Source organism: Tautonia rosea (genome assembly GCF_012958305.1).
In the GTDB taxonomy this organism is placed as follows: Bacteria; Planctomycetota; Planctomycetia; order Isosphaerales; family Isosphaeraceae; genus Tautonia; species Tautonia rosea.
Genome location: NZ_JABBYO010000001.1, coordinates 54,784 through 74,121 on the forward strand (window position 1 = coordinate 54,784; position 19,338 = coordinate 74,121).

Below are 19,338 nucleotides of genomic sequence, written 5' to 3' on the forward strand. Positions count from 1 at the left end.
TGTGCCGATTCCCCGGAAGACTCCCGATCGACCGAGGCGAATTGACTCGTTGCGACCCGGCGGATCGTTCGATTCCCTACGGACGGAATCATCGGACTCGTCTCGCCTTCGGGTTGTCATCGGGTGCCGAAGGAGTCAGACATGAGCCTCGCTCGATGGATCGAACGCTGGGCCTCCCGGCTTCGAGGCAACGCCGCTCGCCCGCAGCGGTCCGGTCTTCCCGCACTCGACCGGCTCGAGTCCCGAGAACTCCTCACTGCCGACCTTTTCGACGTGAAGGTGGTGTCGGCCTCAACCCCCGATTCCCAGGCCGTCGATCTCCGATTTGAGGTTCGCGGACTGGCGGACGGAGTACAGCAGTCGATCGACTTCGGCATTTATCGCTCGATCAATGAGTCTTTTGATCCCATCCGCGACCGCCGTGTCGGTTCGATTCGGGTCACCGTCGAGGGAGACGGCTCGGAGGTCCTGTCCGCGACCGAACGCATCGCCATCCCCGGAGGACTCCGACCCACCCCGGCCCGACCCTTCGTGCTGGCGGTCGCCGATCCTTCGGGCGTGCTCAACGAGTTCGACACCACCAACAATCTCGCCGGCTTTCGCAAACGGGTGCTCGGCGTTGTGACCCACGGGGGCGTCCAGACCTCCTCGTACCCCCCCGTCTGGGCAGTTCAACTCAGCGACGCCCTCCGAGAGGTCGGCTACGACGCGGTCATCACCTACACCTGGGCCGGAGAGAGCCGCACGCCCGGCGCGGCCCCGAAGCAAGGGGCCAGGCTCGCCAACATCGTCCTGCACGCCTCGACCCTGTTTCCCGCAGACGAGCCGGTCGATCTGCACCTGATCGGCCACAGCCAGGGGACGGTGATCAACAGCGCGGCCTTGCTCACCCTTGAAAAGATCATCACCCCGCAACTCTCGGCCGGATTCACGCGAGCGACGATGCTCGACCCTCATGCTGCCAGCAACGGAGCGCCGGGCCAGGGGAGCTACACCCGAGACCTCGAAGGCTGGCTCACCAAGCACGGCACCTCGGCCTATCAATGGATGGCGGGCGATCCCTTCGTCACCATCCCCGAGTATGTCGCCGAGGCCGAGGTCTACTACCAGCACACCCCCGTCGAGTTCGCTGGCCAGTCCTGGAGCAGCAACCTCTGGGGACAGGCCCCGGTCGTGGGGAAGGCTCAATACAGCGACCTGACCGGCCCCGGCATGGCGCACACCGGAGTCACCGGCGTCCAGACCTGGTACTACCTGAACGTCGTCCCGACGCTCGCCGAGGGGGGCACCTTCGTCAATCCGACCGCCCTGACCGGACGACTCCTGGCGACCCCGAGCGATCGCACCCAGGGAGACCTGACCCGATCGAGCCTCGCCACCCCCACCTACTCCGGCACGGCCGCCCCTGGCGGCACCATCCGCCTGTTGACCCAGATGGTCCCCGGCGGTGACTTTCACGCACTCGGCGAAACGACCGTGGCCGATGACGGTTCCTGGTCCATCACCACCGACGAGCTTCCCGGAGGCCATTACCGGATGATCGCCCGAGGCATCGTTCCGGCCGGTCGAGGTCCCTGGCGAAACCTCTACCCCCTCCTGCCGCTCGGCCGCCTGGCCGTTCGACCGGGATGGGATCAGGTTCGGCCTGAGACGCTCGACCACTTCGATCGACTGGGAACAACCGATCCCCCCCCGCTCCGCCGCTCGGCCGACGGCCCGAAAGGGCTCCCCGCCCCAATCCCTGACCGCCTTCTGGACCGATCCGCCCGGCCTCCCGAAACCTTCGAACTCTCCCCCGGCCGTGATCGGCTCATCGCCCGGATGGCCGAGCGCCTTTTGACCGAGCAGGGCCGATCGGGTTCCTGATGAGATGAACGAGAGTCGTGCCGTAGTGCCGCGTCCTCTCGAAATGGGTGGGATCCGGGTGCCCCGGGTTCCGCGCAGCGGACCCCGGGCCGGGAGGCGGCAGGCCCATGCGGCTTGGCCCGGGGTCCGCTGCGCGGAACCCGGGGCACCCGCAGAAAATCCGTGAACCCACCGATGAAAACTGGAAAGCGGTACTACCCCTGTCAATCGACCCTTCGCCAAAGGACAATCGCTCCCGGCTGTCCTCCAGGGAATCGTCAGGCAGTCGCCTCGGCCTTGCTCGACCGCCGTCGAGGCCCGAGCCGCAGGGCCGTCTCGTAAAGCGCCAGGTAACGATCGACGTTCCGATCCATGCAGATGTATTCCTCCGCAGCCGGTCGGGTCGCGGCGGCGAGGCGGGAGGCGAGGTTCGCGTCGGTGATGACCTCGATGATCCCATCGGCCAGGGCGTCGGAATCGACGGGCGTCAGCAAGCCCGCGCCGGTGTCGCCGAGCAGGTGCTGATAGTCGCCGTAGTTCGTTGCCACGATCGGCCGACCGGAGGCGAGGTAGACGGCCATCTTCGTCTGGACCGAGTCGTTCTCTCGACAGGCGAGCCGGGAATGCACCAGCACATCGGCCCGGCGGGTCAGGGCGGTGATCTCGTCGGGCGTCTTGCCCGTCAACACGATCAGACGATCGCCGAAGCGGCCGAGCTGCTGCCGGTACGCCTCGCCCACCTCGCTCGGCCCTCCCACCAGCACGCAACGGGCCTCGGGCACGGCCTCGGCCACTCGGGGGAAGCTGTCGAGGAGGATCGGGACCCCCTGGTTCGGGTCCCGGATATTCCCGACGTACATCACGACCTTGTGCTCAGGGCCGATGCCAGGGATCTCCGCCGCCGGGCCGGGTGCATAATCGGCCAGGTTCACTCCCGGATGGATGACCGCCACCCGATCGCTCGGCACCCCTTTCTCCTCGACCACGATCTTCTTGACGCCGTGGCCGAGTACGACCACCCCGCTCGCATACCGGCAGACCCGACGCTCCAGGGTCCGGTAGGTCCGGAAGACCAGGCCGCGGCCCAGCTTATCCCGCTCGACTTCCTCGCCCAGCAGCGAGTGGATCGAGTAGATCATCGGCCACTTGTGGAGCTCGCAGGCCGCCAGGGCCCGCGTCGCGCCGCCGTAATGCTCGGCATGGACGAGGTCGAACGGGAACCGTTTGCGGATCTCGGCCATCCCGCTGATCCAGCGCGACGGGGTGAGGGTGAACGAGGGCGAGCCTTCGAACTCCCCCTCGAACGGTACGTCCCAGGGTCTTCGGAGCTTCAGGTAGGCGTGGGCCACATCCAGCCCCCGGCGCTTCAAGGCCCGGAAGACCTGGACCGCCAGCATCGCCGTGCCGTCGGTCTGCCCGACGATCGGGAACGAGGTGACCATCAAGATGCGCATCGTTCGGGAACCTCCTTGCCCATGAACTGATCGAAATCAACGAAAATACGTAATGTGTTGCTTGTGCCCGCAATCATCAGAAGTCCTGCAATCGTAAACCAATTCTGAATGCTTCAGTGAATTAATATAAGAAGCTATCTTTCCACGACTATCGTTCGTAGTTGCTCAAGTACTAGGTTAATCTCACGTTCGGGACTGCTTTCGATTCTTGCCCACGGAGTCAATGACGGCTTCCCGTTTGGTAGTTTTCTACCCTTGGCGAACATGAAGTTTTGAGTTCCATCACTCAAACTCCAACGTGCGTGCACGAGTTCGTAGCCTGAAGTAATTATCCCAATCAATTCATCCCATTGAGAAACGTCATCGTCGTTTCGGAAAACCCATCTTTGCGAATCCCTGATATGACACATAAACTCTACGACTGGCTCGTAAAGATTTTCTAGAATTCTGGAAGGCCAAGCTCTGTTGTCATCATTGTACTCTAATCGACCAAAAGACAAATGAAATAGTCTAGTGTTAATTAAACTTCTATCCTGTTCTGGCAACAAATTTTCTTTTCTGGGAAAATCATAATCTTCCGACACGACATCCCGCTTGCCCCTGCGGTCGCGCTTCTCTTCGCTGGTTTCCAAAAAATCGTAAAGCAGGCGGGCGTGAGCCATTCGGGTGAAGTTGATGTATTCCCACTGGCTATAATCCCAAACGAAATAAAGCGGAACTCCAAATGCATGCAGTATTTCGTACTTAATCGAGTCGGCAAAAACAGAGATTTTCTCTGCTTTTGTAGGTCCAAGGTCTTGGTCTTTTTGCTTTTTCATGTGAGAGCCTTGGCAATCAAATCAAGTTGACATTCCAATATAAATGAGACGACATCTTCAGGCTTTCTCCATCGTTCCGGGGATTTTATGACAAACTCTCGAAAACTGGCAAGTCTTATTGGGCTCTTCAAATTACTAGTGTGATTGTCGCTCAGGGAAGAAATTCTGGCCTTGCCAGCACCGGCCGATCGGGCTACGATCCCTCGACGCAACCGGGCGCCTTGATCGCCCGACACCCAGGGACGACCACGAAGGATCGACGCCGGCCCTCCCCAGCAGCGCCGGCGGCACGTTGCCACGAGGGCAAAAGACATCATGAAAGTGCTCGTGACCGGCAGCAGCGGCTTGATCGGCTCGGAGGCCGTTCGTTACTTCGACGCCAAGGCCGACGCCGTCTATGGGATCGACAACAACATGCGGGCCGACTTCTTCGGGCCCGACGGCGATACCTCCTGGACCCTCCGCAACCTCCGGGAATCCTGCGACAACTTCGAGCATCGGAACCTCGACATCCGAGACCGAGACGCGATGCTCAAGGTGATCGAGGACACCCAGCCCGACCTCATCCTCCACTGCGCCGCCCAGCCCTCGCACGATCTGGCCAAGTTCCGGCCGTTCGACGACTTCGACGTCAACGCCGTTGGCACCCTGAACCTGCTCGAAGCGACCCGGCTGCATGCTCCCGAGGCCGTGTTCATCCTCATGAGCACGAACAAGGTCTACGGCGACGCCCCGAACGAGCTGCCCCTGGTCGAGCTGCCGACCCGCTACGACTACGCCCGGCCCGAGGATTACGAGGGCGTGGCCGAGGACTGCCGGACCGACCGCAGCACCCACAGCCTGTTCGGCTGCAGCAAGCTGGCCGGCGACATCATGACCCAGGAATACGGCCGCTACTTCGGCATGAAGACCGGCGTCTTCCGAGGCGGCTGCCTGACCGGCCCCTTCCATAGCGCCGTGCCGTTGCACGGGTTCCTCGCCTACATGGCCCGCGTGGCCCTGAACGGGGGGACCTACAACGTCATCGGCTACAAGGGGAAGCAGGTCCGCGACCAGATCCACAGCGAGGACGTCGCCCGGGCCTTCGAGGCCTTCTACCGCGACCCGAGGCCGGGCGAGGTCTACAACCTCGGCGGCGGCCGGGGCAACGCCGCGAGCCTGCTGGAGCTGCTCGACCGCTTCGGCCAGCTTGCCGGGCGGACCATCCCTCAGACCTACGAGGAAACGAACCGGGTCGGCGACCACATCTGCTACATGACCGACCTCCGCAAGTTCCGCTCCCACTACCCCGACTGGGAGCTGACCTTCAGCCTCGACGACATCGTCGACGACGTCTTCCAGACCTTGCACCGTCTGCGCCCGGTCGCCGCAAAGGCGGGGTGATTGTGCATGTCAAGGACTGTTCTCGGCATGCCGGTTGCTCTTGGTTCTCCCGAGAGCAACCGGTTCTTGATTCACAACGCCGAGGAGTTCCTGATGTTCCTGCACCGCAAGCGCCCGCTGTTCCCGGTCAAGGTTGGTGAGGTGAACCCGAAGTTTGCCCAGAAGCTGCTCGAACAGTTCGGCGGCCGATCGGGCGAATTTACGGCGATGACCGAGTACTTCGTCCAGAGCTTCGGTTGCGATCACAAGGGGATCCGCGACATGCTCATGGACGTCGCCACGGAGGAGATCGGCCACCTGGAGATGGTCGGCCTGATGATCGAACAGCTCACCCGAGGGGCCGAGCGTGAGGAAGCTTACGAGGACACCTTGTTCTCGGTCATGGGCAAGAGCCCTCACTTTCTCGACTCGATGGGCAACGCCTGGACGAGCGACTGGATTCGAGCCTCGGGCGACCCCGTGGCCGACCTGAAGCACAACATTTCGGCCGAGGCCGGCGCAAAGATGGCCTACGAACGGCTCATCAAGCTCACCGACGACCCCGGCTGCAAGGAGACGCTGACCTACCTGATGGCCCGCGAAATCTCGCATCAGAAGATGTTCCAGCAGGCCCTTGCGAGCCTCGGTAAGGAGTTCGAGGGGGAACTGGAACCTGAGACCGAGCTGAACACCTATTACAACCTCTCCAACGACGGCCAGGGTGATGTCGGCCTCGGCACCGACGAGCGCGGCCCCTGGAACGAAGGCGAGTGGCAGTACCTCGACAACCCCGACGAGGCGCTCCACTCCAAGGTCGAAGGTCCGAAGGGCTGAGCCCCGCCCGGGATTCATTCGTCCCCTGTTGCCGAAGCCAATCCTACAAGGGCGGCGGGCCAGTCATGGTTCGCCGCCCTTGGCTCGTTTCCAGAGCGAGACCCGACCTCAAAGAAGCGAAACCGGGCGCATGCGCCGAGAACGGGCAAGGATATACTGGAGCTTGCTGCCAACCCATTGGGTGACTGCCCCCGCAGTTCGTCTACCGACCCCGGTCCCGACCCCCATGCTGAACGATACCCCCGACCCCTCCCAGACGTCCGAGGCTCTTGGGCCGATGCCGATCGAGGTGTCGGCGCGGGTGAAGAACCTGCCGCCGTACCTGTTCGGGAAGATCAACGCGTTGAAGGCCCAGAAGCGAAGGGCCGGAGACGACGTGATCGACCTGGGGATGGGCAACCCGACCGACCCGCCCGAATCGTGGGTCGTCGACAAGCTCTGCGAGGCCGCCCGAGACGCCCGGAACCACCGCTACAGCGTGGCTCAGGGAATCGACAACCTGCGGCGAGAGGTGGCCAAGCGGTACGAGTCGCGCTTCGGCGTGACGCTCGACCCGGACGAGGAGATCGTCACCACGATCGGATCGAAGGAAGGGTTCAGCCACATGTGTCTGGCCCTGCTCGGTCCCGGCGACACGGCGCTGGCCCCCGCCCCGACCTTCCCGATCCATGCCCATGCTGTTGCGCTGGCAAATGCAAACGTGATTGCCCTCGATATTACCGATCCGCAACGATTCCTGGCCAATGTGGCCGAGATGTGCACGCATCTGTACCCCAGGCCGAAAGTTCTGATCCTGAACTATCCGCACAACCCGACGGCGACGGTTGTCGAGCCGAGCTTCTTCGAGGAGATCGTCTCCCTGGCCCGCCGCTTCCACTTCGCGGTGATCCACGACTTTGCCTACGGCGATATCGGCTTCGACGGCTATGAGCCGCCCAGCTTCCTCTCGGCCAAGGGAGCCAAGGACGTCGGCTGCGAGTTCACGACGATGTCCAAGGGGTACAACATGGCCGGCTGGCGTGTTGGCTTTGCCGCAGGCAATCGGGCGATGATCAACGCGTTAAAATCCATTAAAGGTTATTATGATTATGGCCTGTTCCAGGCCGTGCAGATCGCGGCTATTGTGGCGCTTCGGCACGGTGAGGAGGCTCGACGGGTCCAGGTGCTGGAGTACCAGAAGCGGCGCGATGTGCTGGTCGAAGGACTGAACCGCCAGGGCTGGGACGTTCCGAGGCCGAAGGCGGGGATGTTCGTCTGGGCACCGATCCCCGAGCCGTGGCGATCGCGCATGGGCTCCATTGACTTCGCCATGAAGCTGATCGAGGAGGCCGATGTCGCCGTCAGCCCCGGCCGAGGCTTCGGCGACGCCGGCGAGGGGTTCCTGCGGCTTGCCCTGGTCGAGAACGACCAGCGTTTGCGCCAGGCAGTCCGGCAGATCACGCGATGCCTGAGGAGCGAGTCGAAGGATGCGTGAGTGGTGATTTGTCAAAGAGCGGTCCCGGGACGCGTTGTCAGTCCTGGTTCAGGTGCTCGACGGCGCGTTGCAGGGCGTGCAAGAGGATCGGGGCGGCCTGGGGTCCGATGCTGTTAACCTCGCCGTACTGGGCCTTTTCGCGGTCGTAGGCAAACGGGGGTTTGCGGTCCCACTGACGGCAGGGGATGATGTAGCCGACCTCGTCGTTGGCCAGGCCAAGGATGAGGAGCGGGCCGTCGGGCAGGGTGTCCAGGACGCTCGGCTCGATCGGGGCGTCGGGGAAGTCGGCGTTCGGGTCGGCGGGGTCCTCGACCTGGCCAGCGACCAGCTCCGGGTAGAGTTCTCCGGGGATGGCGGCGACGTGCAAGCGGCCGAGCCGCACGGCCGCGACCTCGGTCTGGACCGCCAGCGAGCCGAGGACGTTGCGTCGCCCGAGCGGCCGGCCCGGCGTGTACGGGTCGCCCGTCCATCGGTAGCCGAGGCGGTCGAGCACCCCGGCGGCCCTCGCCAGTCGGTAAAGGGAGTTCTCCAGGGGGAGCCAGACCGGGAGGCGAGAGACGGCGAAGGGAGTCAATTCGATCGGTGAGGCCCCGGCGATCGCCTGGTCGGTCAAATCGGCAATGGCCACGCCGTAAGCCTCGGCGAAGGCGAATTCCCCCTCCTCGTAGAAGGTGCCGTCGGGCCTCGTCAGGACGTCCTCGGCCGCGCTCATCAGGCCGCCGATGGCCCCCGTCATGTAAACGACCGGGGCCTGGTGTCGCTGTTCCAGGGTCCGGACGGTCGCCTCGGGGAAGTCGGCCGTGATCAGGGTGTTCCTGCTGCCGAGGTTCTCCGGGTGGCAGTTCCACTGCACGAGCAGGCCGATCGGCGGGCCGCCCTCGGGGGGATCGAAGCGGAGGGCGCGGAGGACGCCGTCCTTGACGACCGGCTGGCGGCTATCGGCCAGGAGCGACTCGTCGGCGGCGGTCCCGTACGAGGCGACGGCGTGCGCGAGGGCCGCTTCCGCCTCCCGAACCGAGGCGACGATGCCGTGCTCGACCTGCTTTAAGTAGTCGCGATTGACGCCCGAAACGACAGGAGAAGGCCCCCAGAGGCCGATCACGTCGGGGCCTTCGTGATTATGGGTCGAGCTGACCAGGACATACGTCATGTCCTTCAGCCGATTTCGAACCGCCTCGGTCAGTTCGAGCTGCACGCCGATCAGATCGACCGAGACCAGGGCGATCGTCTCCTCACCGTGGCGGAGGACGACAGCGCGGGACCAGATCGGGTCGTGCACGCCGGTCGCTCGGCGATCCTGACCGTAGCCGGCGATGAAGACAGGAGGGGCGCCGTCACCGACCTCGGGGGTAATGTCAGCCTTGCCGAATCCGACCAGGAGTGTCTCGGACAATGAGTTCGCGCTCGCGGGTCCCGGATCGAGCGACAGCCACACGACGAGGGGGGTGAGGGTGGCCAGAGCCATCCTGACATTGCGAGCGAGCGTCATGGGGGTCGTCTCACGGAAGGGTGCCGATTGGATGCGTGCCAATCCATCCAGACGATCATGCCTGAGCGGTCGTCGAGACGCCAGCACGCGATGAGCCGTTGTGAGAGGTTCCCGGCGGTTGCCCTTCCCAGAACCGTTGAGGGAGGCCACACTGAAACCCATCGCCCGGAGACGACTTCCGCAGCAGCGCCGGGCCGAGGTTGAGATGCAAGCCAAGGAGGATGGCACGCGATGAACCCGTTCGTGACGATTGTCTCGGGATTGCCCCGCTCCGGCACGTCGATGATGATGCGGATGCTCGAAGCCGGCGGCATGCCGGTCGTCACCGACGCCATCCGAGAGGCAGACGTTGATAACCCGAGGGGCTACTACGAGTTCGAGCCGGCCAAGAAGACCAAGGATGACCCCTCGTGGCTCGACGCGGCCCACGGCAAGGCGGTGAAGATGGTCTACCAGCTCCTCTACGACCTGCCGGGCGACCGCCACTACCGGGTCCTGTTCATGAGGCGGAGCATGCCTGAGGTGCTTGCCTCTCAGAAGAAGATGCTCGCCCGGCTGGGCCGGGACGACGGCGGCATCTCCGACGAGAAGATGGCTGCCTTGTTCCAGTCGCAACTGGCCAAGTTCGACGCCTGGGCGGCCCAGCAGCCTCACCTGGCCATCCTGGAGGTCGACTACAACCAGATGGTCTCGAACCCCGTTCCTTTGGCGAGCCAGATCAACCAGTTTCTCGGCGGCATCCTCAACGAAGCGAAGATGGTGGCGGTCGTCGAGCCGGATCTTTATCGCAACCGAGGCTGAGACGAACCAGGGTTGCCGACTGCCAGAATGGCAAGTGGCTTTGTTCGGCTCAGCGAGTGCCCCCTCGTTCGACCGCCATTCTGGCAAGTGGCTTTGTTTGGTTGCGGGTGGCTAGCCCCGATGCGCTGCTATTCTGGCAAATGGGTTTGTTTGGTACGGGACGCCGCGAGGGGGGAGGACCGCTCGGGTGCGCTCCCTGGTGCGCGGCTCGGTGCGCCTTCGGTGCGCTCGTGTGGAGCGAGGGGCATCGGCGTAACCTTCTTGCGAGAAATAGGTTGCTTGGTTGGGCTTCAGTTTGTTTCGGCAATGGGGCGTTGTTGCTTCGGCCGGCGGGAATTGAGGATTCGGGTTGTGGGAAGCAGCGCATCGAGGCACGCGACGCGGCCGATTGCGGAAGGTGCCGAGAATCCAGGACTGTGACAGACGACGGTCATTCACGGAGAGAATCCCGATCGAAAGGGAGGCGCATGGGGGTGAGGGACACTGAAATGATCGGGAAATAAGACGGGCGTAGTCACTTTTGAATCGGACCGGTCGAGCACGATTGCCTCGTGATGACGCCTGGGGTCGACCCGAGCCACAAGGCCAGGAGCCCCAAACGGGGTTGGCGACCTACCCTTGAGGGGTTGTTCCTGACCGGAACTGCGCGGAGAATCCGGGCACATCAGGCACCCATCAAGGGGCCGGCTCGGCTGCGACGGAGCAGCCGGAGAGGCTCGGGCATGTCAACGACCGGGAGATGCCGAGATGACCGGTGATGCTGACCGGAATCTGCTGTTTGGTCTGCTCGCCTTGCAGAATGGTCTGATCGACCAGGATCAACTGATCGGGGCCGTTCGGAAGTGGTGCGAGGATTCCACGAGGAGTCTGGCCGAGCATCTGGTTGAACTCGGGGCGATCGACGCCGAGGGCCGGGCGGCGATCGAGGCGCTCGTCGAGCGGCTTCTGAAGCAGCACGACGGAGACGCGACCGCGAGCCTGGCGGCGATGCGGGTGGGCGGCTCGACGCGCGATCGGCTCCGGGAATTGAACGACCCGGACCTGAACGCCACGATCGACCATGTGCCCGTGGCATCGAGTGATCCGGAGGCCACCGTCAGCCACGCGGGGAACACGGGCGTTACGATCGGGTCGAGCACGGCGGAGGGGCTTCGGTTTCGGGTGCTTCGGCCGCACGCGAGGGGGGGGCTTGGAGCGGTCTTCGTGGCGGTGGATGGGGAACTGAACCGCGAAGTCGCGTTGAAGCAGATTCTCGACCATCACGCCGACGACCCATCCAGTCGGCAGCGGTTCTTGATCGAGGCCGAGATCACGGGAGGCTTGGAGCATCCGGGGATCGTGCCGGTCTACGCTCTGGGGGCCTTCGAGGATGGACGGCCGTACTACGCGATGCGGTTCATCCGGGGAGACTCACTGAAGGATGCGATCGCGCGCTTCCATGCGGATCGGTCGTTGAACACCGATCCCGGCCGCCGATCGCTGGAATTGCGGAAGCTGCTGAGGCGGTTCACCGACATCTGCAACGCGATCGAATATGCTCACGCGCGCGGTGTCTTGCACCGGGACATCAAGCCGGGCAACGTGATCGTGGGCAAGCATGGCGAGACGTTGGTGGTCGACTGGGGCCTGGCCAAGGCGCAGGGAAAGGTTGAGGGGATCGAAGCAACTGAGGAACGCCCGTTGATCCCTAGCTCGGCCAGTGGCTCGGCCGAAACCTTGCCGGGATCGGCGATCGGGACGCCGGCGTACATGAGTCCGGAGCAGGCGAGGGGCGATCTGGAGGCGCTCGGCCCGGCGTCGGATGTCTATAGCCTCGGGGCCACGTTGTATGCCCTGTTGACGGGTCGGGCACCAATTGAAGGGACCGACCTGGCCGAGGTCTTGGAACGGGTCCGGCAGGGATTGGTTCCGCGTCCGAGGACGATCGACCTGGCGATTGATCCGGCGCTGGAGGCGATTTGCCTGAAGGCGATGGCGCGGGAGCCGATCGAGCGTTACGAGTCGGCCCGAGCGCTGGCCGATGACCTCGACCGCTGGCTAGCCGATGAACGGGTGGAGGCGTATCCGGAGCCCTGGACCCGAAGCCTGGCCCGATGGCTGTCTCGGCATCGCTCGGCCTTGACCGGGGCGGCGGCGGCGGTGCTGGTGGGCCTGATCGGGCTTTCTGCCGTCGCGGTGGTCCAGACGCGAGGGCGAGCCGCGCTGGCGGAGAAGAATCTGGAGCTGGTCGAAACGAACCGGGAACTCGAGCGACAGCGCGGCCGCGCCGAGGATCGCGAGCAGCGGGCGATCGACGCCGTGAAGCGATTCCGCGACGCGGTGGCCGAGAACCCGATCCTGAAGAACTCTCCCGAGCTGGACGAGCTGCGCAAGACCTTACTCCAGGAGCCCCTGGCGTTCTTCAAGGAGCTGCGCGACCAGCTCCAGGCCGACGGCGACACTCGGCCCGAGGCGCTGGAGCGGCTGGCCATCGCGGCGTATGAGCTGAGTGAGATGACCAATCAGATCGGCGACCCGCACGACGCGATCACGGTGATGAGGGAGGCCCTGGTCCTCTGGAAGCAGCTTGCGGCCGATCATCCAGAAATGAACGACGCCCAGAAAGACCTCGCGGGCCGCCACAGTAACCTCGGGGTGCTCTTGCATCGGGTCGGGGATCTGGACGGTGCGCTTCGGGAGCTTGATGAGGCGGCGGCGATCCAGACGAGGTTGATGACGGAATCTCCCTCGGTTGCCGAGTATCGGAACAGCCTTGGCGACACGGAGAATAATCGGGGAATCGTGCTGGCGGACCGGGGCGACCTGGAGTCGGCTCGGGAGGCGTTCGAGGACGCGGTCGCACATCAGACGGCAGTGGTGGAGGCCGATCCGACTGTCCCCTCGTTCCGCAACGGGCTGGCGAGAAGCCACAGTAATTTCGGGAATGTGCTGGAGATGATGGGGGATCCGGACGGAGCCCGTCGGGAGTTCGAGGCCGCCGTGGCCATTCACACGGCTCTCTTGGAGTCAGACCCGTCGTCCATCGAGCTTCGGAACGCCCTGGCAAACAGTCTGCTCAACCTAGGGAGGGTGCTGGCCAACCGGAGGAACCTGGACGAGGCGCTGGAGGCGTTTGAAGGGTCGCAGGAGATCCACGCGTCGCTGGTCGAAGACAACCCGACCGTCACCCAGTTCCGGATCGGCCTGGCGAGTTCTCACTTCAACCTCGGACAGCTTCGGGCCGATCGGAGGGAGTTGGTGGGAGCGCGTCGGGAGTATGAGGCAGCCGTGGCGATTCGGGCCGAGCTGGTGAGTGACTTCCCGTCGCTCGTCGATCTCCAGGCGCTTCTCGGGGAGAGTCTTACAAGGCTGGGACGATTGCTCGAAGACCTCGGCGACCCGTCCGGGGCGCGGCGGGCTTATGAGCGGGCGATCGAGGTCGAGGAGCGGCTCGTGAGGGAAGCTCCAGAGGTCACCCGGTTTCAGCGAAGGCTCGGCAGTGTCCTCGACGACCTGGCGCTGCTCGATGTGGATGAGGGCAAATTCGCCGACGCCCGAGACCGGCTGCTCCGGGCGATCGAATGCCAAGCAAAGGCGATTGAATCGGACCCGGAGGACGCGGACCTGCGAGAGTTCCAGATCCTTTCGTGCCTGGGCTTGCTGGACGTGGCGGAGGAACTTGGCGACGACGCGTTGGTTGCGCAGGCCGAGCGGCTTCTAGAGGAGCTTCAGGTGAGCGACCCGATGTTCCCGCTGCTGGAGGCCCTGCTTGCTGCGGTGTTGGAGGGACAGGAACCCGAGGACAACGACGTCCGCCTCGCCCTGGCCGATCATGCGTACGAGACCGATCGATTCGCCGCGGCGGCTCGACTTTGGGGAGAAGGGATGGAACTGGACCCCGCGGTGGCCGATTCCCGAGAAGAGCAGTATGCCTACAACGCCTCCTGTGCTGCGGCCCTTGCGGCCGATGGGCAGGGAGTCGATGCTCCGGAAGCCCCGGACGAACGCGCCGCACTCCGGTCGAAAGCGTTTGGCTGGCTTCGGGAGGAACTGGAGCGGTGGTCGTCGCTGGCCGATGAGGCGGATGAGGATCAGGCGAGGGAGATCGTTGAGACGCTGGAGTATTGGCAGATCGACCCGGATCTGGAGTCGATTCGAGATGCCGACGCCTTGCAACGGTTCTCGGAGTCGGAGCGACAGGGGTTCGAGCAGCTCTGGCGGGATGTGACGCGGTTGCGGGAGAAAGCGGAAGGGAAAGCGGACGGGCCGGAATGATCCGATTCCGCAAGCTTCGCTTCGCATCCGGTTGACGGGCGTGCAAGAATTACGACGAGGTCCGATCCGATCGGGGGATCGCGCACCGATCGTGGATTGAGGAGGCATCGAGATCGAGGGTCACATGGCCGCTTGCTCGGAATCGCGGGTCGAGGTTCAGGAGCCGATCGTTTTTTACGACGGGGAATGCGGTCTGTGCAATCGGTTCGTGCAGTTCGTGCTCGATCAGGACACGCGGGGTCGCGTGTTCCTTGCGCCGCTTCAAGGGGAGACGTTCCGCGAGCGATGCCCGGATGAGGGGAGGCCGGACCTCTCGACGGTCTTGCTGCTGGAGGGCGCTCGGCTTTACGACCGATCGGGAGCGGCCTTGCGGGTGCTGCGTCGGCTCCGATGGCCGTGGCCGTTGCTGGGGAGACTCGGGCTGATCATCCCCCGTCCGCTACGGGATTGGGGCTACGATCAGGTCGCGGTCCGGCGCTATCGCTGGTTCGGCGCGGCCGAGGCATGCCGCTTGCCCTCGCCGGAAGAGCGGGCGCGGCTCTTGCCCTGACCGCAACTGGGGCACCGACCTGACCCGCGATCGGTCGGGACGCGAAGGTGGCCCGTCCAGCGGGATCGAAGGGGGATGGACAAACGATCGCCCGGAAGCTGGCCTGGGGTGAGGGATGGTCGCCGGCTCGGGCCGGAGGGGCCTCGTTTCAGCTTGGGCCGAGAATCGAATCGCCCGAGCGGGTGAAGTCAAAGGGCCGCTCGGGCCGATGGAACGGATTGTGAGGCCGGCCCGGAGGGTCGGCGACGGTTGGACTGCGTGCGGACCAGACAGGAGGGATGCTGCATGTCCCGCAAAGTGAACGACCTGGCCCAAGGGGGATCGTCGGCGTCGTACGTCGGTGCCCTGGCCCTGCTGGCGGTGGCCCTGGCGTTCCCGGTCGGGTTGATGGTCTTCAATCCGACCTTGATGTTCGAGCGGGGCTGGCATCAGTATGCCGGGACGGCGATCTATGCCTGGGCCGTCCTGATGCTCGTCAGAGAATGGAATCGCTTGCGAAGCGACGAGCGGGCCTTTGCCGAGGCCCCGGCCCTTCTAGACCGGGTCGTCGGCGGCGAGGCGGTGGCGGCGACCGATCGGCGATTGCTCCCGAGCCGCTTGCGGCAACTCGACGGCCACGCACGAGGGCAGTCGGCGCCGACGGTCGGTCAGTTGATGGAGCTGAACCGAGAGGTCTCGGGCCTGGACCAGGAACGGACGGCCGCGCGATTCACATTGACGCGGTACATCCTGTACTTGCTGCCGGTGATCGGCTTCATCGGCACGGTTGAGGGCATTAGCCAGGCGCTCGGGAATATCAGTATTGTCTTGCCGATGGTCAAAGAACTGGACGGCTTCCTCGGGAACCTGACGGGGGTGACGTCGGCGTTGCAGGTGGCCTTTGACAGTACGTTGCTCGCCTTGTTCCTGAGCGCGGCGTTGATGTTCGTGCAAACGGTGGTGTATCGATTGGCCGAGGACCACCTGGCGAGGGTTGATGCCTGGGTCGTTGAGCATGCCCTGCCGAGCCTGGGCCGACCGGAGGGGCCGGGAGAGGTGCTCGCGCCGCATCTTGACCGGATGCGGGAGGAGTTGATCGCCGCGTTGACGGATCGACTGGGCGAAGGGTTCGGTTCGTCGGTCGATCGGTTTGCCGAGTCGGTCAACACCCTGCCGGAAGCCCTGGGAGACCTGAGGCGGGGGGCCGAGGCGATTGGTCGGCTCGGGGACGACCTCGGGGCGGTCGGTGAGGCGAACGAATCGATTCGGCGGGTCCTGGCGGCGATGGCTCGGATTGAGGCCGCGCTGAATGATCAACCGTCGATCGAAGGTCAGCTGGAACCGATTCGGCGGGGGATGGACCGGGCGACGATCGCTGTCGAATCCCTGTCGGACCAGTGGACGGCGGCGTTCGAGCGATCGAGCCGATCGACGCAGGAGCAACTGGCCCGAACTCTGGCGAGCCTGAAGGAAGCGCTCGACCTTCTGCACGTGAGCATGGAACAGGGGAACGCCCTGTACCGGAACATCGTTCGCAAGATGTTCGAGGAGCGAGCGGGGGGAATCGGTGGCGGTCAGGATGCCTCGAAGGCGGCCTGATCGCCGGGCGATCGGCACCGGAGCGACTGGAGTTTCCGGCAAGATCGGCCGAAACCAAAGGCCATGAATGGGAGTGTCGCCGGTCGAGAGGATCGACCGGTTCACCCGGTCGGAAGGAATCAAGGTCACGCGAAGGGTCAGGGTGGGGGGGGCAATCGATCTTCGGGTGGTAGCTTAGATCGAGCGTCAGACCCGCAGGCGCAGTCCCCCCCTACCCCGCCCCTTTGCGTGACGAGAATCTGACGGGACGCGGTCGGAGGGACCGATCCCCTACGTTGTGGCCGAGCGTGTCGTTGGATGGGTCGAACGAGCCTCGGACCTGGGAACGAGAAGGAGATCGCACGACCATGCGTCGCGGACGTCGAGGCGGTCACGGGGTTCTGGAGTTCGGCGGCTCGGGCGAAGATTCGTTCGTGGCCGTGGTGGTCACAAAATTGACCGGCGCGCTGTTGTTTATCCTGTTGCTTTCGATGGTGATCATGGCCTTGATCCCCAGGGCTGAGAATTTGACCGGGGTGACAGCAGGATCGGCCGGGGAGGGGCCAGAACCGCTGACGATCGTGACGCCGGAGCGGCTTCCGGAGGCGATTGTCGGCCGACCCTACGAACTGGCCCTGGCGGCGACCGGGGGGAGCGGCCCCTTGCGATGGATGCTCGATGGGCCAATGCCTGAGGGGTTGACCTTCGATGACGAGCTGGGCCTGATCCGAGGAACGCCGGAGTCGGGCACGCCGGGCCCGGTTTCCGTGCGTGTTCGGGTGAGCGACGGGCGTCGGTCGGATGGGCGTGTGCTTTCGCTTCTGATTTACCAGCCCGATGGTCCGTTGACCTTGCCGACCCCGCTGGAGGCCACGCTCGGGCTTCCTCGATTGCCCTGGCGGACCTGGGGAGAGTTGGGGTTCGGCTTCCTGATGCTGGCCCTGGTCCATCTGGTCGCCATGAACGGTGTTGCCGCAATGCAGCGTCAGGCGATGGCGAGGACTCCGGAAACAACGGGATTGAGACGGTTTGCCCTGTATCGGGGAATCGTGCGAATGGCGACCCTTTCAGCGGTGGTCGCGCTGGCCGCCTGGCTCTGGATGCACCGGGGAATGAGGGAAGAGCGTCCCTCCCCCGAGGCGGCAATGGCCGTGGCAATTGCCCCGGAGGATCAGCCCCAGTCGTCTCGATAAGTTCGAATTGCAGTTTTCTGGGTCCAATCGTGGCTTCGCAACGCTTAGAATGAGAATGAGATGGATTCTTCGATCCCGAATCGACCGGGGTGAAGTCAATCCAAGCGATTCGGACCCGGCATGCCGCCGGACCCGCCATTGCGATTCCCTCACGAGACGGAGGACATCGGGGATGAGAGTGATCGTCCGACGGTATACATTGACGGCGGCGTTTCTGGCGGCGGGATGGTTGACGTTGGCGCCCTTGGCCTCGGCCCAGGTGCGGCGCAACCTGGGAGGGACCAGCGGATCGACACCTTCGGTCGAGACGACTCCGGAAGCCCCGGCAGAGACGGAAACGCCGAACATTCCCGGCGTGGTGAGGCCCCCCCAGGGCGACGAAGGGGAAGAGGGCCAACAGCGTCCTCCCGTGGATCCGGAGATGGTCGCCCGGATCGTTCAGATGCGCGGTCCGATGTGGCTTCTGGAGCAAGATCCGGTTCGTCAGGAGCTGAAGATCTCCGACGCGCAGCTTGAGCGGCTCAAGGCAGTGGATACCCAGATGCAGGAATCGCGTCGGGACGCCTTCAACCAGATGCGCGAGCAGATGCGCAATCAAGGGGGGGGCCAGCCGGGAGGCCGCCCACAACAAGGCGGAGGTAACGTTCCAGGAGGCGGTCGGCCGGCGGGTCCGGGCGGCTTTGCAGGTCCTGGCGGTTTCGGTGGTGGACCGGGAGGCTTCGGTGGCGGGCCGGGTGGTTTCGGCGGCGGGCCGGGTGGTTTCGGCGGCGGACCAGGTGGCGGTTTTCCGGGGGGAGATGCCTTCCGGACCATGATGACGCAGATGCAGCAGCAAAGCGAACAGGCCATCACAGGGGTGTTGAGCAAGGGTCAGCAGAAGCGTCTGAAAGAGATTATCTTCCAGGCCAAGGGCCCGATGGCCGTGACCGAGGACGAAGTTCAGAACGCCCTGCAACTGCTGCCATTCCAGCGCGAGCAGATCGCCATGATCAAGCAGGAAATGGAGATGAAGCAGCAGCAAGCGAACAACGCTCGCCGCGAGCTGTTCATGGGCATCTTCCAGCCTGGTCGTGGGGGTCAGCCAGGGCAACCGGGACAACCGGGCCAGCAGGGCCAGCCGCCTCGGGGCGGTCAACAACAAGGTCAGGCCGGCCAGGCAGGGGCTCGCCCCGGTGCTGGGACGGAGAACGCCGAAGGTGATGACGAGAACGACCGCCGACGGGGCCGCCCGCAGATCGACCCTGAAACGCAGGCGAAGCTTGACGCCCTTGAGGCCCAGAGTGAGAGCTACGAGAAAGAAGCCCTGCAGAAAATCGGGAAGGTGCTGAGCGCCTCTCAGATCAAGCAGTACAACCGGCTGCTTGGCGCGAAGTTCGACTTCTCGACGCTCGACATGAGGTCTGCCGGTCGAGGCGCCTGGGGAGGCTTCGGAGGCGGTGATCGGGGAGGTCGCGGAGGCCGAGGAGGCCGCTGATCGGTTGACTCCGCGATCTTGAGCCGTGTCGGAATTCGCGAACGCCGAGGAGCAGGGACATTCAATCCCGCTTCCTCGGCGTTTCGTTGTTTCAGCGTGTCGGCAATGCTGGGGTTCTCCGTCAGGGCGATCCCTCGTATAACGAGGCCTCCCTGTTGACCGTCCGGAACGACCGATTGCTGTGGGATCGAGGGGCAGCACGAGACAAAGAACGAAGCAAACGGGACGGTTCC

Annotated in this window: 13 protein-coding genes; 10 read left to right on the forward strand and 3 right to left on the reverse strand. The window is 64.3% G+C overall.

Annotated features, from left to right (window positions below; genetic code table 11):
* The first annotated feature begins 141 nt into the window (after positions 1-141).
* Positions 142-1,866, forward strand: a complete 1,725-nt coding sequence (locus tag HG800_RS00230) for a hypothetical protein (RefSeq protein ID WP_169972625.1) — start codon at positions 142-144, stop codon at positions 1,864-1,866.
* Between the two features lie 257 nt (positions 1,867-2,123).
* On the opposite strand, the gene HG800_RS00235 is transcribed toward HG800_RS00230, so the two are convergent.
* Together HG800_RS00235 and HG800_RS00240 are read right to left on the reverse strand one after the other, a co-directional pair.
* Positions 2,124-3,299 carry a glycosyltransferase family 4 protein gene (locus HG800_RS00235; RefSeq protein WP_169972626.1) on the reverse strand — a complete coding sequence of 392 codons (1,176 nt, stop codon included), beginning with the start codon at positions 3,297-3,299 and terminating at the stop codon, positions 2,124-2,126.
* 134 nt (positions 3,300-3,433) lie between these two features.
* Positions 3,434-4,117 carry a hypothetical protein gene (locus HG800_RS00240; protein ID WP_169972627.1) on the reverse strand — a complete coding sequence of 228 codons (684 nt, stop codon included), beginning with the start codon at positions 4,115-4,117 and terminating at the stop codon, positions 3,434-3,436.
* Positions 4,118-4,432: 315 nt separating this feature from the next.
* Here HG800_RS00240 and HG800_RS00245 point away from each other — a divergent pair, with 315 nt between their 5' ends.
* The 3 genes from HG800_RS00245 (at position 4,433) to HG800_RS00255 (ending at position 7,787) form a co-directional block, all read left to right on the forward strand.
* On the forward strand, positions 4,433-5,500 hold the full coding sequence (locus tag HG800_RS00245) for an NAD-dependent epimerase/dehydratase family protein (RefSeq protein WP_169972628.1): 1,068 nt from the start codon (positions 4,433-4,435) through the stop codon (positions 5,498-5,500).
* Between the two features lie 27 nt (positions 5,501-5,527).
* On the forward strand, positions 5,528-6,313 hold the full coding sequence (locus HG800_RS00250; protein WP_206352061.1) for a manganese catalase family protein: 786 nt from the start codon (positions 5,528-5,530) through the stop codon (positions 6,311-6,313).
* A gap of 277 nt (positions 6,314-6,590) precedes the next feature.
* Positions 6,591-7,787: an aminotransferase class I/II-fold pyridoxal phosphate-dependent enzyme gene (locus HG800_RS00255; RefSeq protein ID WP_390622600.1), complete on the forward strand. Its 1,197-nt coding sequence runs from the start codon at positions 6,591-6,593 to the stop codon at positions 7,785-7,787.
* 37 nt (positions 7,788-7,824) lie between these two features.
* Here HG800_RS00255 and HG800_RS00260 read toward each other — a convergent pair whose 3' ends face one another.
* The gene (locus tag HG800_RS00260) at positions 7,825-9,276 is read right to left on the reverse strand and encodes a neutral/alkaline non-lysosomal ceramidase N-terminal domain-containing protein (RefSeq protein WP_169972629.1); all 1,452 of its coding nucleotides are present in this window, start codon (positions 9,274-9,276) and stop codon (positions 7,825-7,827) included.
* 231 nt (positions 9,277-9,507) lie between these two features.
* Between HG800_RS00260 and HG800_RS00265 the strand changes: the two genes are divergently transcribed.
* From HG800_RS00265 to HG800_RS00290, 6 genes are all read left to right on the forward strand, one after another.
* Positions 9,508-10,077, forward strand: a complete 570-nt coding sequence (locus HG800_RS00265) for a sulfotransferase family protein (RefSeq protein ID WP_169972630.1) — start codon at positions 9,508-9,510, stop codon at positions 10,075-10,077.
* A gap of 747 nt (positions 10,078-10,824) precedes the next feature.
* A complete protein-coding gene (locus HG800_RS27850; protein WP_169972631.1) occupies positions 10,825-14,331 on the forward strand; it encodes a protein kinase domain-containing protein in 3,507 nt (1,168 codons plus the stop codon).
* 124 nt (positions 14,332-14,455) lie between these two features.
* The gene (locus HG800_RS00275; RefSeq protein WP_169972632.1) at positions 14,456-14,881 is read left to right on the forward strand and encodes a thiol-disulfide oxidoreductase DCC family protein; all 426 of its coding nucleotides are present in this window, start codon (positions 14,456-14,458) and stop codon (positions 14,879-14,881) included.
* 285 nt (positions 14,882-15,166) lie between these two features.
* Positions 15,167-16,459: a MotA/TolQ/ExbB proton channel family protein gene (locus HG800_RS00280; RefSeq protein ID WP_169972633.1), complete on the forward strand. Its 1,293-nt coding sequence runs from the start codon at positions 15,167-15,169 to the stop codon at positions 16,457-16,459.
* Positions 16,460-16,806: 347 nt separating this feature from the next.
* Positions 16,807-17,631, forward strand: coding sequence for an Ig domain-containing protein (locus HG800_RS00285; protein WP_169972634.1), 825 nt, complete (start codon positions 16,807-16,809; stop codon positions 17,629-17,631).
* A 172-nt stretch (positions 17,632-17,803) separates the two neighbouring features.
* Positions 17,804-19,105, forward strand: coding sequence for a hypothetical protein (locus HG800_RS00290; RefSeq protein ID WP_169972635.1), 1,302 nt, complete (start codon positions 17,804-17,806; stop codon positions 19,103-19,105).
* The last annotated feature ends 233 nt before the right edge of the window (positions 19,106-19,338 follow it).